The organism is Thermococcus aggregans, assembly GCF_024022995.1.
GTDB classification, from domain to species: domain Archaea; phylum Methanobacteriota_B; class Thermococci; order Thermococcales; family Thermococcaceae; genus Thermococcus_A; species Thermococcus_A aggregans.
On sequence record NZ_CP099582.1, the window covers coordinates 834,399 to 850,468 of the forward strand.

The 16,070-nt window shown below is 42.9% G+C and carries 11 protein-coding genes and 1 tRNA gene; 10 read left to right on the top strand and 2 right to left on the bottom strand.

The features are described from left to right. The first annotated feature begins 197 nt into the window (after window positions 1–197). The 7 genes from NF865_RS04795 (at window position 198) to NF865_RS04825 (ending at window position 10,496) form a co-directional block, all read left to right on the top strand. Window positions 198–1,523, top strand: a complete 1,326-nt coding sequence (locus NF865_RS04795; protein ID WP_253305432.1) for a RuvB-like helicase — start codon at window positions 198–200, stop codon at window positions 1,521–1,523. A 293-nt stretch (window positions 1,524–1,816) separates the two neighbouring features. Then, window positions 1,817–3,079 (top strand): ORC1-type DNA replication protein, encoded by a 1,263-nt coding sequence (locus NF865_RS04800; protein ID WP_253305552.1) that lies wholly within the window; start codon window positions 1,817–1,819, stop codon window positions 3,077–3,079. After that, window positions 3,072–5,018 (top strand): DNA-directed DNA polymerase II small subunit, encoded by a 1,947-nt coding sequence (locus NF865_RS04805; protein ID WP_253305433.1) that lies wholly within the window; start codon window positions 3,072–3,074, stop codon window positions 5,016–5,018. Before NF865_RS04800 ends, NF865_RS04805 begins: the two co-directional genes overlap by 8 nt. Before the next feature lie 11 nt (window positions 5,019–5,029). Next, complete coding sequence (locus NF865_RS04810) at window positions 5,030–8,854, top strand: DNA polymerase II large subunit (RefSeq protein ID WP_253305434.1); 3,825 nt, start codon at window positions 5,030–5,032, stop codon at window positions 8,852–8,854. A 62-nt stretch (window positions 8,855–8,916) separates the two neighbouring features. Continuing rightward, window positions 8,917–9,603, top strand: a complete 687-nt coding sequence (locus tag NF865_RS04815) for a hypothetical protein (protein WP_253305553.1) — start codon at window positions 8,917–8,919, stop codon at window positions 9,601–9,603. Window positions 9,604–9,657: 54 nt separating this feature from the next. Beyond that, window positions 9,658–9,733: transfer RNA gene (locus tag NF865_RS04820), tRNA-Gln, on the top strand. Between the two features lie 73 nt (window positions 9,734–9,806). Continuing rightward, entirely contained in the window at window positions 9,807–10,496 is a 690-nt protein-coding gene (locus NF865_RS04825; protein ID WP_253305435.1) for an HAD family hydrolase, read from the top strand. A gap of 27 nt (window positions 10,497–10,523) precedes the next feature. Here NF865_RS04825 and argF read toward each other — a convergent pair whose 3' ends face one another. Further along, window positions 10,524–11,471, bottom strand: a complete 948-nt coding sequence (argF, locus tag NF865_RS04830) for an ornithine carbamoyltransferase (protein ID WP_253305436.1) — start codon at window positions 11,469–11,471, stop codon at window positions 10,524–10,526. Window positions 11,472–11,661: 190 nt separating this feature from the next. Here argF and thyX point away from each other — a divergent pair, with 190 nt between their 5' ends. The 3 genes from thyX (at window position 11,662) to NF865_RS04845 (ending at window position 15,533) form a co-directional block, all read left to right on the top strand. Continuing rightward, complete coding sequence (thyX, locus tag NF865_RS04835) at window positions 11,662–12,396, top strand: FAD-dependent thymidylate synthase (protein ID WP_253305437.1); 735 nt, start codon at window positions 11,662–11,664, stop codon at window positions 12,394–12,396. Between the two features lie 237 nt (window positions 12,397–12,633). After that, window positions 12,634–14,316: a Na+/H+ antiporter NhaC family protein gene (locus NF865_RS04840; protein WP_253305554.1), complete on the top strand. Its 1,683-nt coding sequence runs from the start codon at window positions 12,634–12,636 to the stop codon at window positions 14,314–14,316. A 110-nt stretch (window positions 14,317–14,426) separates the two neighbouring features. Next, window positions 14,427–15,533: a DUF835 domain-containing protein gene (locus NF865_RS04845; protein ID WP_253305555.1), complete on the top strand. Its 1,107-nt coding sequence runs from the start codon at window positions 14,427–14,429 to the stop codon at window positions 15,531–15,533. Window positions 15,534–15,539: 6 nt separating this feature from the next. Here the strand turns inward: NF865_RS04845 and NF865_RS04850 are convergent, their stop codons facing one another. Continuing rightward, window positions 15,540–16,034, bottom strand: coding sequence for an HIT family protein (locus tag NF865_RS04850; RefSeq protein ID WP_253305438.1), 495 nt, complete (start codon window positions 16,032–16,034; stop codon window positions 15,540–15,542). Between the last annotated feature and the right edge of the window lie 36 nt (window positions 16,035–16,070).

The following is a 16,070-nucleotide window of genomic DNA, read 5'->3' on the forward strand; positions in this document are numbered from 1 at the left end:
CCAATCGAAAATCCTTTAAATGTGTATGCCCCGACCTATTTAAACTTTTCTCAAAACCACAGCGAGTAGTAAAACTTAGAAGAAAAATTTTTAAGCATCGGGTGCTTTTCCACTGGAAATTTCTGTAACGTTAACCTTTTAAATACTTAGCATTTTAACTACAAACGGTTTCTAAAGGATTTGGAGGTGGCGGAGAGATGCCACTTATTGAAGAAGTTGCAACCCACAGATTTGAGAGAATCGGCAGTCATTCTCACATAAAGGGGCTCGGATTAGACGAGAACGGCAAGGCTAAATTTATTGCAGATGGAATGGTAGGACAAATAAGAGCAAGAGAGGCGGCAGGGATTGCTGTCAAGCTCATAAAGAAAGGAAAGTTGGCAGGCAAAGGGATTCTCCTTGCAGGTCCTACAGGAAGTGGAAAAACTGCCATTGCAATGGGTATAGCAAGAGAACTTGGAGAAGACGTGCCTTTTGTTCAGATTTCTGGAAGCGAAATATATTCTGCGGAGATTAAAAAGACCGAATTCTTAAAGCAGGCTTTGAGAAGGGCAATTGGAGTAAGGATAAGTGAAGAGAGAAAAGTCTATGAAGGAAAAGTAGAAAGAATACAGGTTAACAAAACTAAACATCCCTTTAACCCGTACATAGAAATTCCCGAATCCGTTGTAATTACTCTAAAGACCAAAGATGATGAAAAAACCATTAGGGCTGGAAGAGAAATAGCATATCGGCTCTTAGAGATGGGTGTAGAAGAGGGAGACGTAATCCAAATTGACGCAGAAACGGGTAGAATATCAAAACTTGGAACAACAAAAGAAGAGGAAGGGCTATTCTTTAAGAAAAAGACCGAAATGCCAAGTGGGCCAGTGCTCAAGATTAAGGAATTCACATATACTGTAACCCTTCATGATCTAGACCTTGTAAACAGCCGTGCTGGTGGAATATTCAGCATCTTCTTTGGAGGAGGCCTTGAAATTACGGACGAGATAAGAGAGAAAGTTGACGAGACCATAAAACAGTGGATAGAGGAAGGAAAAGCAATTCTTGTACCTGGAGTGCTCTTCATAGACGAATGCCACATGCTCGATATAGAGGCGTTTTCATTCCTTGCGAGGGCTATGGAAAACGAGCTAGCTCCAATCCTTATCCTGGCAACCAACAGAGGCATTACAAAGGTAAGGGGAACTGACTTAGAATCACCTCACGGAATCCCAATAGACATGCTCGACAGATTGCTGATAATCAACACTGAGCCCTATAAGAAAGAGGAAATTAAGGAAATCGTGAAGATAAGGGCCAGAGAAGAGGGTATAGAGATTTCAGAAGATGCCGTAGAGTATCTAGCGGAACTTGGAGAAAAGACAAGTCTAAGGTATGCAGTTCAACTTTTAGCCCCCGCAAGCATCTTGGCTGGCGATAAGAAGGTAGAAAAAGAGCACGTCGAGAAAGCGAAGCAATATTTCGCCGACATAAAGAGAAGTACGGAATATGTTCAAAATCTTGAAGGAATGCTCCGCTGAGCTTTTTTCATTTATAAACTTACTTCCAAGTCTAAATATTTTTAAAGACCCCTCGAATTTTAGTCATAAAGTTGCTCAACAAAGCATATATACTCCTGACTATAATTTATGGAATGCCTTCCTCTGGATCGTCTGCTTCCGGTGGAGACCTTTTAAAAGGTGTCAAAATTAGATGAATTAAAATAGAAATAATGCAAACATTTGACACAAATTATGCTATAATAACCAGGAAAAAATAAATAATTGATCAAATTGACAAGAATTTAATGTATTTCCAATGGAGGGAACGGGAAATGCTACAAGAAGGACAGACTAACCTGAGATCACTTTTTGAAAAATATCTCCATACACAAAGGATCTTCAAAAACAAGGATGTTTTAAGGCACAGCTACACTCCCCGAGAACTTCCCCATAGAAGGGAGCAGATAGAAACTCTCGTTCACATACTTGTTCCCGTTTTGAGGGGGGAGACGCCTTCAAACATCTTTGTGTATGGAAAGACTGGAACTGGAAAGACAGTAACCGTTAGGTATGTAACAGAAGATTTAATGAGGATATCCCAAAAATATGACGTTCCGGTGGATGTTATTTATCTTAACTGTGAAATCGTCGATACCCAATATCGAGTTTTAGCAAATATCGTAAACCACTTTAAAGAAGAAAGCGGCATAGAGGTTCCTCTTGTAGGATGGCCCACTGATGAAGTTTACGCAAAGTTAAAGAAAGTGCTGGATATGAAAGAGCGCTTTGTAATAATAGTTCTGGACGAGATAGACAAGCTGGTTAAAAAGAGCGGCGATGACATTCTTTATTCCCTGACAAGAATAAATACAGAACTCAAAAAAGCAAAGGTAAGCATAATAGGAATATCAAACGACCTGAGGTTTAAAGAGTATCTCGACCCAAGAGTTCTATCAAGTTTAAGCGAAGAGGAAGTTGTTTTCCCGCCATACGATGCCAATCAGCTGAGGGATATTCTCATGCAGAGGGCTCAAGAAGCTTTTTACGAAGGGGTATTGGATGAGGCTGTTGTTCCCCTCTGTGCCGCTTTGGCTGCGAGAGAGCACGGAGACGCAAGAAGGGCTTTAGACCTGCTAAGGGTAAGCGGGGAAATTGCAGAGAGGGAAATGGCACCAAAAGTTACTGAAAAGCACGTATGGAAAGCTCAAGAAAAAATAGAGCAGGACACCATGGAAGAAGTTATTAAAACCCTTCCTCTGCATTCAAAGATTCTGCTTTATGCAATAGTTCTTCTCGATGAAAACGGAGAATTACCAGCAAATACGGGGGACGTTTACTCCGTTTACAAAGACCTCTGTGATTACCTCGATCTTGAGCCCTTAACTCAGAGGAGAATAAGTGATTTGATAAATGAGCTCGATATGCTCGGTATAATCAACGCCAAGGTCGTCAGCAAGGGTCGATACGGAAGAACAAAAGAGATAAGGCTCAACATAACACCCTATAAAGTTAAAAACATTTACCGCTTTGAAGAGACATTGAGACCGTTAATATCAGTTAGCATGCTTAAGCAGAGGAGGTTGTTCTATGGATGAATTCGTGAGGGGTTTGATGTCAAACAACTATCTAATAACTCCCCCTGCATATTTTCTCTTGTCCGAGCACTATAACAAGGATTTTGCCCTACCGGAGCTTATAAAATTCGCAAAGGCAAAGGGGACTTTTATAATAGATGAAACCCTTGCGGAGGAATTTTTAGAGTCCAAAGGGATCCTAATAAAACCAAAACACCTAGAGAAGTTCATAATGGACAAAAAAACTGAAGAAAAAACTGCAGAGGAGCAAACTTTAGAAATTCCCGAAACTACGGAAGTTGAAGAAACTCCAACCTCCGTAAGTACCCCCGTAAGTGAAGCGATAGAAGAAGTAGAAGAAATAGAGGAACCCCAAAATACGCCCGAAACCCAAGAAGTCGTCATGGCTGAAGTTTCTGAAGAGTCTCTAGTAGAGGAAATAGAAGAAAGCGAAGAGCTGGAGGAAGAAGAGGAACTGGAGGAGTCCTTTGAAGTCAATGGCGAGGAAAACGGAGAAAACGGGGAAGTCAAAAGAAAGGTCGTCTTTGAAGAGTACGGAGTTCCCATCGTAGGTGAAGAAGAGCTACCCGAAGAGGAAGAGAAAACTTACTCTGTTTATGTCGATTTTAAGGTTTCTCCGAAAGAAGGGTTTGAATTCATTGCAGAGAAAATAGAGCCAGACTTTAAGGTCAAGTTCGATGTGAAAAACATCAAGCTTAAGCCTCCAAAGGCTAAAAATGGAACCACCAAAGAAGGAGAGATTATTGTTAAGGTCTATGAAAACTACTTCAAGAGCAGACTTAAGAAGATTAGAAGAATACTGCGCGAAAATCCTGAAGTTTCTGGAGTTATCGATATAGGAAAGCTTAGCTACATAAATCCCGAAGGAGATGTAACGATTATAGGGCTTGTAAACTCAAAAAGAGAAACGAGAAACGGCTATATGTTTGAAGTTGAAGACTTAACAGGAATAATAAAAGTCTTCATAGGAAGAGACAAAGAAGACTACAAAAAGGCTTTTGAAATAATGCCAGACAGCGTAGTGGCGTTTAAGGGAAGATACTCAAAGAGAGGAATATTCTTTGCAGAAAACATATACCTTCCAGACGTTCCGATGTATAAACGGGAGAAACCACCGCTGGAAGAGAAAGTGTACGCTGTTTTGATAAGCGATATTCACGTTGGGAGCACCAAATTCTGTGAGAAAGCATTCATGAAGTTTTTAGAGTGGTTAAATGGAAATGTAAACACAAAGGCCGAGGAGGAGATAGTAAGCAGGATAAAGTACCTCATAATAGCTGGAGATGTCGTAGATGGAATAGGCATATATCCAGGTCAATACAACGAACTCAGCATACCAGATATTTTTGACCAATATGAAGCCCTCGCTAACCTGCTTTCCAACGTCCCCGAGCATATAACAATGTTTATTGGGCCCGGAAACCACGATGCCGCAAGGACAGCTCTTCCACAGCCCGAATTCTACAAAGAATACGCAAAGCCCCTTTACGAACTGAAGAATGCCATCATAATAAGCAATCCAGCCGTTATAGATTTGCACGGAAGAGAGTTCCTCGTTGCTCATGGTAGGGGAATAGAGGACGTTGTTAGCTACGTTCCAAATATGAGCCACCACAATCCCATAAAGCCTATGGTAGAGCTTTTGAAACTAAGGCATTTAGCCCCAACTTTTGGAGGAAAAGTCCCAATAGCTCCCGATCTAGAAGACTTACTTGTCATTGAAAGCGTGCCCGACGTAGTGCATATGGGTCACGTCCACGTTTTGGACTACCAGATATACCGGGGCGTTTTCCTACTAAACTCCGCAACGTGGCAGGCTCAAACGGAGTTCCAGAAGATGGTTAATATCGTCCCAACTCCAGCTAAAGTCCCAATTATAGATGTAGATACTGCCAGGCTAAGAATGATAGTTGACTTTAGTAAGTGGTGTGATGTTTGAGGTGAAATAACATGGAGCTTTACAGCGAGGAAATGAAAAAATATTTCGAATCCCTGCAGAGAGAGATTGATAGAGCTTATGAGATAGCCAAACAGGCAAGAGCTCAAGGAAAAGACCCCGTGAGGGATATCGAAGTTCCCCAAGCGACTGATATGGCGGGGAGAGTTGAGAGTCTTGTTGGTCCAAAGGGAGTTGCCGAGAGGATAAGGGAGCTTGTAAAGGAATATGGAAAAGAACTGGCAGCTCTTAAAGTTGTTGATGAAATAATAGAAGGAAAATTTGGAAAGTTTGAGAGTAAAGAAAAGCTTGCAGATCAATCCGTGAGGACTGCATTAGCTATTCTCACTGAAGGTATCGTTTCCGCTCCACTTGAGGGAATAGCAGATGTTAGAATAAAGAAAAATCCAGATGGAACTGATTACCTCGCAATTTACTACGCCGGGCCAATTAGAAGCAGTGGAGGAACGGCGCAGGCGTTGAGTGTTCTCGTTGGAGACTACGTAAGAAGAAAGCTCGGCCTTGATAGGTTTAAGCCAACAGAAGAGCACATAGAGAGGTACGTCGAAGAAGTTGATCTCTACCACAGAGCAGTTACAAGACTCCAATACCATCCCTCCCCAGATGAAGTTCGCTTAGCGGTGAGGAATATTCCAATAGAGATAACGGGAGAAGCTACCGATGATGTAGAGGTTAGCCACAGAAACGTTCCCGGAGTCGAAACAAACAACCTAAGAGGAGGCGCAATACTCGTTTTGGCGGAGGGTGTTCTTCAAAAGGCAAAAAAACTCGTAAAATACATCGACAAAATGGGCATTGAAGGGTGGGAATGGCTAAAGGAGTTTGTTGAAGCAAAAGAAAAGGGAAGCGGCGAGAGGAAAGCTGAGGAAGAAAAAGCAGAAAAATCAGAAGAGAAAACCGCCGTAAAAGTTGAAAAAGGCTTTTACTACGAGCTCTATGAAAAGTTCAGGGCAAATATAGCCCCAAATGCAAAGTATACAAAAGAAATCATTGGTGGAAGGCCGCTTTTTGCCGAGCCTTCAACAAATGGAGGCTTTAGGCTCCGCTATGGAAGGAGCAGAGTTAGCGGATTTGCCACATGGAGCATAAATCCAGCAGTTATGATAATGGTCGATGAATTTTTGGCAGTAGGAACCCAGATGAAAACGGAAAGACCCGGAAAAGGTGCAATTGTTACTCCCGCAAGCACAATCGAGGGGCCCATTGTAAAGTTAAAAGACGGAAGCGTTGTGAGGGTTGATGATTATCATAAAGCACTTGAGCTGAAAGACCAGGTAGAAGAGATTCTATACCTCGGAGACGCCCTTATAGCCTTTGGAGACTTTGTGGAGAACAACCAGACGCTCTTACCTGCAAATTATGTTGAAGAGTGGTGGATTCAAGAGTTTGTGGAGGCAGTGAACAAGGTCTATGAGCTTGAGCTTAAGCCGTTTCAAGAAAACGAGAAGGAGCTACTCGAAGAGGCCGCGGATTACCTTGAATTGGACGCAGACTTCCTGGCAGAGCTCCTTAAAGACCCAATCAAAGTTAAGCCTTCAATTGAAGACGCGATACACCTCTCGCGCATTCTCAAAATACCCCTCCACCCGTATTACACTCTCTACTGGAATACCTTGGAAGTTGAGGAGCTCATTTCCCTTCAAAACGCCCTCGTGAATGCCAAAATAGAGTGGGAAGAATATAGGGGGTTCAAATACGCAAAAAGGGTCGAAATACCTCTATCTTCCTTAGGAAAAGCAAAGAGATATTTGGAGCTCCTTGGAGTAGAGCATAAGGTTTCCGGAGATCTTGTTGTGATAGAATATCCGTGGTCTGCAGCACTACTGACTCCTTTAGCAAATCTGGAGAAGAAAATTGAGTTTAAGGAGTTTTACACTCCTATTGACCTAATAAACGAGATAAGCGACGTTAAGCTTAGGGATAGGGGAATCAGCTGGATAGGCGCGAGAATGGGGAGGCCCGAAAAGGCAAAAGAAAGAAAAATGAAGCCTCCAGTCCACGTTCTCTTCCCAATAGGACTAGCTGGAGGAAACTCGAGAGATATTTACAAAGCCGCACAAGAAGGAAAAACTGCAGAAGTTGAGATAGCACACTTCAAATGTACCAACTGTGGCCATGTAGATATCTATCCCACATGTCCTAAATGCGGAAGCGAGGCTAAGTTGCTCTACCACTGTCCCAAATGCGGCTTTGAGTCCACAATGGACACAGAATGTCCCAAATGCGGCATAGAAATGAAAGCATACAGAAAAAGGAAAATCAACCCATCAGAACTTTTGAATAAAGCTATGCAGAACGTCGGAGTTTACACCCTCGATAAGCTTAAGGGCGTAATGGGTATGAGCTCCGCCCATAAAATAGCAGAACCGCTCGAAAAGGGCATCCTCAGAGCAAAGAACGATGTTTACGTCTTTAAGGACGGTACTATAAGATTTGACGCGACCGATGCTCCTATAACCCACTTCAAGCCCAAAGAGATAGGGGTAAGCGTTGAAAAATTAAGAGAACTCGGCTATACCCATGATTTTGAAGGAAAACCCCTTGTAAGTGAAGATCAGATAGTTGAGCTTAAAGTCCAAGATATTATACTCTCAAAAGCAGCAGGAGAATACCTTGTCAGAGTCGCAAAGTTTGTAGACGATTTGCTCGAAAAGTTCTATGGACTGCCAAGGTTCTACAACGTTGAGAAAATGGAAGACCTAATCGGGCACCTCGTCATTGGTTTGGCTCCACACACCTCAGCCGGAATTGTTGGAAGGATTATCGGGTTTGTTGATGCCCTAGTGGGCTATGCCCACCCATACTATCACGCAGCAAAGAGAAGGAACTGCGATGGCGACGAAGACGCTGTAATGCTCCTTCTCGATGCTCTGCTAAACTTCTCGCGCTACTACCTCCCAGAAAAACGCGGTGGAAAGATGGACGCTCCTTTGGTCGTTACAACGCGCTTAGATCCAAGAGAGGTTGACAGCGAAGTCCACAACATGGACATAGCGAGGTGTTATCCATTAGAATTCTACAGGGCGACTTATGAGCTTAAATCACCAAAGGAGCTTGTTGGAGTTATCGAGAGAGTTGAAGACCGCTTGGGCAAACCGGAAATGTATGAGGGATTAAAGTTCACCCACGACACCGACGATATAGCTTTGGGACCAAAAATGAGCCTCTACAAACAGTTGGGAGACATGGAAGACAAGGTCAGAAGACAGTTAGCCCTAGCAGAGCGCATTAGGGCTGTAAATGAACATCACGTCGCTGAGACCATAATAAACTCCCACATAGTTCCAGATTTGAGAGGAAATCTTAGGAGCTTCACAAGACAAGAGTTCAGGTGTGTAAAGTGCAACACCAAGTATCGGAGGCCACCTCTAAGTGGGAAGTGTCCTAACTGCGGCGGAAAGATAGTGCTCACAGTCTCAAAAGGGGCAATTGAAAAGTACCTCCCCACAGCGAAGATGCTCGTTACCCATTACGATGTTATGGAGTACACAAGGCAGAGAATCTGCATAACTGAGAAGGACATAAAGACCCTTTTCCAAAATGTATTTCCAGACACTCAGAAGACCCTCCTTACACTCGGAGCAGACATCTGTGAAAGAATGATAGCGGAAAGAACCGGAAAGCTCATGAAGAAAAATGGTTATCTGGACGAACTAAAAGAAAACGGAAAACTAAAGAAAGCCCAAAAGAAGGAGGAGAAGGAGAATAAAAACGAGAAACCCATAAAACAAGAGGACAAGGAAAAGAAAGAGAATATCAAGCCCAAAAAGAAAAAGGGCAAAAAGGTCATCAGCTTGGAGGAGTTCTTTGGAAACTAACAGCCAAGGATCGCTGAACAAAAAAGATAAATACTTCGAGTGACCAATACTAATTGAGAAAGATGAAATTAGTGCCTAGTGTGGCTTATCTTAGAATCCAGAGGCAGTTTTATGTAGGGTACTCGATGGCATTAGCCGGATGGATAGGGGAGCATCTCATTATTCGTAAGTCCCTTCCAAAACCTTCTTTTATTGACAAGGCTTTGAAGAAGCTTGGTTTTTCTCTCGTTGGTGAGGAAATTGGTGAAGATGAGTACTCATACTTCTTTAAGAGAAAAGATGTAGGGGTTTCTGCATTCTTTGAGCCATCAAATGACCTGCTGTTCCTTCAGATATATCCTCTCAAAAAGAGGATCTCAGCCGCTATAAGCATAAGATCTCAGTACATAGAGTTCTACGACCAGTTTGTAGTCTCAATTGAACCCGCACAAAAGCTACCTCCCGGAATTAGGAGCCTTGGCATCAACCCCCTAATACTTGAGGACTACTACCCAATATCAACCCCATACTGGGGAATGGTTCATGAGGATTGGGAAAACGATTTAAAAATGTTAGTAATGAGAAATGAGATATTTGAAGACCTCGAGAGAAATGAGTATCGCTGTCCAGTCTGCTTCTCAGAGCTAAGTGTGGAAGACAACTACTTGAAGTGCCACACCTGCGGATTTATATATACAGCTGAAAGCGAGTTCGAAAGAGTAATCTCAAAGTTCTCACTTGGTATTGGGGAAGAAGAGATTATCTTCTAGCTTTTCTTTTGGGGTAAAATTTATAAATGGTGCTATAAAGTAGTGATTGGGCACAGCCCCGTGGTGTAGCGGCCAAGCATGCGGGACTTTGGATCCCGCGACCGGGGTTCGAATCCCCGCGGGGCTACCATATCCCCGGGCTCCAGACTAATCTCCATTACTTTTATTAACAGCTTCTTTCTAACTTCCTTGGGGTGGTGTAGATGGTAAGGCTGATTTCTTTTGACGTTTGGAACACTCTCCTCGACATAAACGTCATGATTGAAAACCTAGTAAAGGCACTCTCAGAACTTCTGAACGTTCCCGAAGAAAAGGTCATGGAAAAAATTCTTGAAACAAGGGAGGAAATAAAAAAGATAAGGAAATCTAAAAGTGGAAACCCGGAAAAAGCCCTAGAGGAAAGTCAAGAGCTTCTCGCGAGGGCTTTAGGCGTTGATGTCGAGATAGTGAAAAGGGCAGCTGCAAAAGCTACTTTGAACGTTGACGAGAGAATAGTGCTCCCCGAAGTTAAAGAAACTCTAGAAAAACTACACGGCAAGTACATAATCACAACAACTGGGAACGTGATGTTCTGGCCCTCCTCTTATACAAGACTCATTTTGGAAAAATTTGGACTTGCAAATTACATAACCAAGCAGTTTTATTCAGATGAGATTAAAGCCTACAAGCCAATGAAAGAAGCTTTTTTGGCTCCGTTGAATTACTTCAACGTTTCTCCTCACGAGGCACTGCACATCGGCGATACAAAGGCTGAGGACTTTGAAGGGGCACTTGCAGTAGGAATGTATGCATGCTGGATAAACCCAGAGGCAGAGAAAGTTGAAAAGATTCACGAGAGGGGCTTCGTTGTTAGAAGCACAAAAGACCTTTTAGAAGTGCTTTCCCAGCTTTGATTTTTAAAATTTTAAAGAAAAAGGAAATCAGAGCTTTATTCCACCCATTATAAGGGCCATTGCTGCCTTTTGGGCATGAAGTCTGTTTTCCGCTTGATCCCAGACAACGCTGTTCGGAGAGTCTATGACATCATCAGTCACCTCTTCCCCTCTGTGGGCTGGGAGGCAGTGCATGAATATGTAGTCCTTCTTTGCGTGCTTAACGAGTTCTTTATTAACCTGGAATGGCATGAAGATCTTTCTTCTTTGTTCTGCCTCAGCTTCTTGACCCATTGAAGCCCAAACATCGGTATAGATAACGTCAGCATCCTTAACTGCTTCTACTGGGTCATGGAGAAGCTCAAAGCTTCCACCGCTTTCCGCGGCATTTTCTTCAGCCCACTTGATGACTTTTTTATCCGGCTCGTATCCCTCTGGAGTTGCAACGACAACGTTTGCTCCGAGCTTGGTCCCAGCGATCATTAAGGAGTGGCATACGTTGTTTCCATCACCAACGTAAACGACTTTGAGGCCTTCAATTCTTCCCTTCTTTTCCTTTATAGTCATGTAATCAGCTAAGGCCTGGCATGGGTGTGAGAAGTCGCTAAGGCCGTTTATGACGGGAACACTTGCATATTTTGCAAGGTCAACAACATCCTGATGGTCAAAAACTCTTGCCATAATCCCATCCACATATCTGCTGAGAACCCTTGCAGTGTCTGCTATCGTTTCCCCTCTCCTTAACTGGAGGTCTTGGGCGTTTAAGTACAAACCATATCCACCCAGCTGGTAAATCCCAACCTCAAAGCTTATTCTTGTCCTTGTGGAGGGCTTTTGGAAGATCATGGCAAGGGTTTTACCTTCAAGAACGCGGTGCGGCTTCCCGATCTTGTTCCAGATTTTCATCATTTCAGCTGTTTTGAGAATGGTCTCAATTTCTTCCTTTGTAAAGTCTTGAAGGCAGAGTATATCTCTTCCAGCCAGACTAACTACCATGTGCATCACCGTCTAAAGCTTGGCATTTTCTTTAATAACTATTTCGTCGTTAAAAAATACTTCATGGCGAAAATTTTCAAAAATTTTCTGAAGACTGATGGATAAACGTAAAGCAATTCAAGCCAATATTTTGCTAAAGTTTTCAACAAGGCTAATAAAGAACATCCTCTCTCTAACATCGGTGTAGAGGATGGATGGAATAAAGGTCAAGCTCGTAAACTATACACCAAGACCTCTCGAAACAATTACATGGGCAGCACTGATAAGCTACTGGAATGAATGGGAAAGCGAAACCTTCGAAAAGGTTACAATGAATGACGTAGAAAGCCACCTGCCCAGAGTTCTTAGCTATGGGCATGAGAGCATCCTTGAGCACGCTAATTTTACATTCGCTATTGAAGGCATAAGCAGAATCACTTCACACCAGCTTGTTCGCCATAGATTAGCAAGCTACACACAGCAATCAATGCGCTATATCAAAATAAACCCCGAAGACGTAGAAGAGACCTTTGTAATTCCAGAGAGCGTGAAGAAGGATCCAGAACTCTATGAGAAGTGGAAAAAACTCATGGAAGATGCTATTAAACTCTACGAAGAGAGCTACAGCAAAGGAATACATCAAGAAGACGCGCGCTTCATTTTGCCCCAAGCTGTAAGAACAAAAATAGTTGTAACAATGAACCTAAGGGAACTGAAACATTTTCTCGGTCTTAGAGCATGCGAAAGGGCACAGTGGGAAATAAGGGAAGTCGCATGGAAAATGCTCGGAGAAATAGCCAAGATAAAAGAGCTGAGACCAATAATAGAATGGGCAAAGCTTGGCCCCAGGTGCATAGCCCTAGGTTACTGCCCAGAAAGGGAGCTAATGCCACCCGGATGTTTAAAAACGACAAAGGAGAAATGGAAAAATTTAATGAAAGCATGAACCCCATTTCATAAATTTTTAGAATCAATCCTTAAACTGGTAAGAAAAATATTTGTGTAGCAAATCTCTCAGAACTGCATTAATGTTCTATTAAAGTCTCTATTGGCCTATTTTTAACTGTAAGACATTTTTATGCCCGCAAATAGCCAAAAATGCTCTAGAAAGACTTTTATATGTGACAGTAGTGAAATCTTTTTGATTAATCTCCTAAATGGTACAATAAGGGAGGTTCGAAATATGAGTGATTTTGGGATATTGTCCCTTTTGCCACCCCTTGTAGCCATTGGACTAGCAATATTGACAAAAAGAGTTCTATTTGCTTTGTTTTTTGGAGTTTGGGTTGGCGGACTGCTAGTTGCAGGAGGGGACCCCATAGGTGCAACTACACAAACCTTGAAGTGGATTGTCTTCAACATAGCGTCCGCCTGGGAGGAGAACGGGCAAATTGTTACCGACCTCTGGAACACAAGGATACTGGTCTTTGACGCGCTGATAGGTGCCGGGGTTGCACTGATTTATAAGGCAGGTGGAATGAACGCCATAGCAAAGGCCGTCACAAGAAAAATTAGAACCAGTAAAGCCGCTTCCCTTATGGCAGCAATTTTTGGCACCATAATATTCTTTGATGATTACACAAACACCATTATAGTTGGAAACACCATGAGGCCAATAACCGACAGAGCAAGGGTTTCAAGAGAGTTTTTAGCTTATGCTGACGATTCCACTGCCGCACCGGTAGCGGTTCTCGCAGTTGTTTCAACGTGGATAGGATACGAGCTTGGACTTTTAAAAGATGCAATAGCAAGCGTAGGAGAAAACATAAGTGCTTATTCAGCATGGTTTGCAAGCTGGCCGTACAGATTTTATCCGATCTTGGCGATAATTTTAGTTTACCTCGTAGCCATTACCCACAAGCACTATGGCCCAATGCTTAAAGCAGAGTACAGAGCAAGGAAGGAAGGTAAAGTATTGAGAGATGGCGCGCAGCCAATGATGACAACCGAAGTTGACGTTGGAATGCCAATTGAAGGAAAAGAAAGCGTCTGGGTATTTGTACTTCCAGTACTGACCTTAGTAGCGTTGACATTCCTTGGATTGTGGGTCACCGGTGGAGGAAGTGCCACCTACGCAGAGGGAGGCTTCCAAGCGGTTCTCTCAAATGCAGACTCAACGTGGGCTCTTGTATGGGGTTCGTTTGGCATGGTCGTCGTTGCAATGGCACTCGTTATTGGGATGAAGATAATGAGCCTTAAAGAAGTCGAGGAAACAGTAGTAGCAGGTATGAAGCAGATGCACTTCGCAATGATGATCCTTATTCTCGCATGGAGCATCAAGAGCGCATGTGACGCCGTTGGAACCGCAGATTACGTTGTAAGCGTTGCATCAAACGTTCTCTCACCCGGGTTAGTCCCATTGGTTGTGTTCATTGTGGCAGCGTTCATATCATTCACCACAGGAACTTCCTGGGGAACATTCGCCATAATGATGCCAATTGCAGTGCCCTTAGCCTATCAGCTAAGCGGAGGTTTTGGACCAGTAGTTTATGCGAGCATAGCATCAGTCTTTGCAGGTGGTGTTTTCGGAGACCACTGCTCTCCAATAAGCGATACCACAATCATGAGCTCAATGTTCTCTGGCTGTGACCACATTGACCACGTAGCCACCCAAATTCCATACTCACTCACAGCAGCTACAGTCGGTGCTCTAATGCTTGTGCTGTTTGCCCTCGGCTTGAGAAACGGCTGGCTACTTCTGGCAATAGCAATACCGATCTTGATAGCTCTCCACTACTTCCTCAGCGAATGGTACGGAAGGAAAGTGGGCATTCCCCACGGTAAAGTCCCGCTGTACATTGTAGAAGAAGAGTTCAAAGGAAAAGGCGGAACGATACCAGCAGGAGCCGTTCTTGGTGAAGAATGAGTTTTCCTTTGTTCTTTACCATACTTTCTTTTTGTAAAACTTTTTAAGTTGGAACTCTTTTGGAAGACTAAGATTTTAAAGGAAAACGCAAAAAAACTAATGTGAGTAACATGATTGATTATGGCAGATACTTCTATGGGGACCTCATCAAAGTTACAGCAATGGTAGTATTTATCCCCTCTATTTTGTATGTTTTGCATATCGGATGGAAAAAGAAGAGCAAACCTACGATTGCCCATGCCTTTGGATGGCTCTTCCTTGCTATAGCCCTAGCTCCTCGTGATTTTCCATTTTTCTGGAAAATATTCCCCACTACGGAAGCACTTTTTACTTTTCAAACGATTGCTCTCGCTCTTTCAGGAGTTTCCCTTGCTTTAGGTGTTTCTCATCTTGTCTACGCCAGGAATCCTAAGAAGCTCGTCAATCTCGGATGGCTTTCCATACTACTTATTCTGCAACCTTTTTATGAGTTCCTGGGAAAAGCATTCCTTCCAGAGTCTTCTTTCAAGATTTTTACAGAGGTCATTCACGTTGCTCAATATGGCTACCTCCTCGCACTTTTAGGGTTAATAATATGTTTTAGCTCAGAGGAAAGAGAGTTCAGAAAATTCGGAGTAGTTTACTTTGTAATGGGCGTTATTTTCCTAGTGTATCCATTTGCAAAAGCTGTCAGCACAACATTGCGCACAGTTGATATATTTCTCGGATTCTTAAGCGGTATATACTTAGCCAACTACACTCTCAGAGTCGTTAAGAGCCGTGCTGAGATTATAACTTCAGAAAAAACAACACCCTACATTGTGGAAGGAAAAAATGTTATAATAGCGGATGGAGAGAAGGTAAGACTAATTCTTAGCGAACTTGAGGACTTCCCAGTTCTGGCGTTTGTCAGAGGATTCGAATATCCAAAGTCATGGAACGTGCGCGTCGTGACAACTGCCCCAATTGAAAATGGAATTTCCCCCACCAATCTGGAAATCATTACAGAATTGTGCGTTCACTACATGGAGAAAGCGAAAGAAAAAGGAATTTCTGGTGTTATTTACATAGCCTCTCTTGAGTATTTAAAGCTTTATAACAACTTTATAACCATCCTCAAATTCTTACACCGGCTTAGAGACTATGCTATTATATACGATGGAAGAGTGATCATAGAAATTGATGAGAAAGCATGGAGCGAGAAAGAGCTTGCACAGCTAAATCTTCTCGAAACCTAAAGGGCATCAAGACTTCCCTATAATTTCTTCCAGAGCTTTTTTCAGCTCCTTATATGCATCCTGAAGGGACTCTGGAATGACTTTCGTGTCCGCTATTACCGGCATGAAGTTGGTATCGCCGTTCCACCTCGGCACTATGTGGAGGTGGACGTGGTCATCTATTCCCGCTCCAGCCACTCTTCCAAGGTTTACCCCCATATTAAATCCATCAGGATTCATGGCTTTCTTCAAGACCTTTATCATTAGCTGAGAAAGCTTCATAATCTCCAAAAGTTCTTCGTCAGTGAGATCCTCCCAGTTTCCAACGTGCCTGTAAGGAGCGATCATCACATGACCTGGATTGTATGGATAATTGTTCATTATAACAAAGGCATACTTACCCCTATAGAGAATTAGTCTTTCTTCATCGCGATTCTCTTTTGGGAAATCGCAAAAGATACAACCATCATGCTTAGGTGAACGAATATACTCGATTCTCCAAGGTGCCCAGAGCAACTTCACGCTCTCACCCCAATTGGGAGAAAGCCTTGAGATTAA

What these genes read in the sequence shown, in the direction of transcription:
- NF865_RS04815 (WP_253305553.1), top strand. Translation starts at nt 8,917, where the DNA reads ATGAAATTAGTGCCTAGTGTGGCTTATCTTAGAATCCAGAGGCAGTTT.
- thyX (WP_253305437.1), top strand. Translation starts at nt 11,662, where the DNA reads ATGGATGGAATAAAGGTCAAGCTCGTAAACTATACACCAAGACCTCTC.
- NF865_RS04805 (WP_253305433.1), top strand. Translation starts at nt 3,072, where the DNA reads ATGGATGAATTCGTGAGGGGTTTGATGTCAAACAACTATCTAATAACT.
- NF865_RS04800 (WP_253305552.1), top strand. Translation starts at nt 1,817, where the DNA reads ATGCTACAAGAAGGACAGACTAACCTGAGATCACTTTTTGAAAAATAT.
- NF865_RS04845 (WP_253305555.1), top strand. Translation starts at nt 14,427, where the DNA reads ATGATTGATTATGGCAGATACTTCTATGGGGACCTCATCAAAGTTACA.
- NF865_RS04825 (WP_253305435.1), top strand. Translation starts at nt 9,807, where the DNA reads ATGGTAAGGCTGATTTCTTTTGACGTTTGGAACACTCTCCTCGACATA.
- NF865_RS04810 (WP_253305434.1), top strand. Translation starts at nt 5,030, where the DNA reads ATGGAGCTTTACAGCGAGGAAATGAAAAAATATTTCGAATCCCTGCAG.
- NF865_RS04795 (WP_253305432.1), top strand. Translation starts at nt 198, where the DNA reads ATGCCACTTATTGAAGAAGTTGCAACCCACAGATTTGAGAGAATCGGC.
- NF865_RS04840 (WP_253305554.1), top strand. Translation starts at nt 12,634, where the DNA reads ATGAGTGATTTTGGGATATTGTCCCTTTTGCCACCCCTTGTAGCCATT.
- argF (WP_253305436.1), bottom strand. Translation starts at nt 11,471, where the DNA reads ATGGTAGTTAGTCTGGCTGGAAGAGATATACTCTGCCTTCAAGACTTT.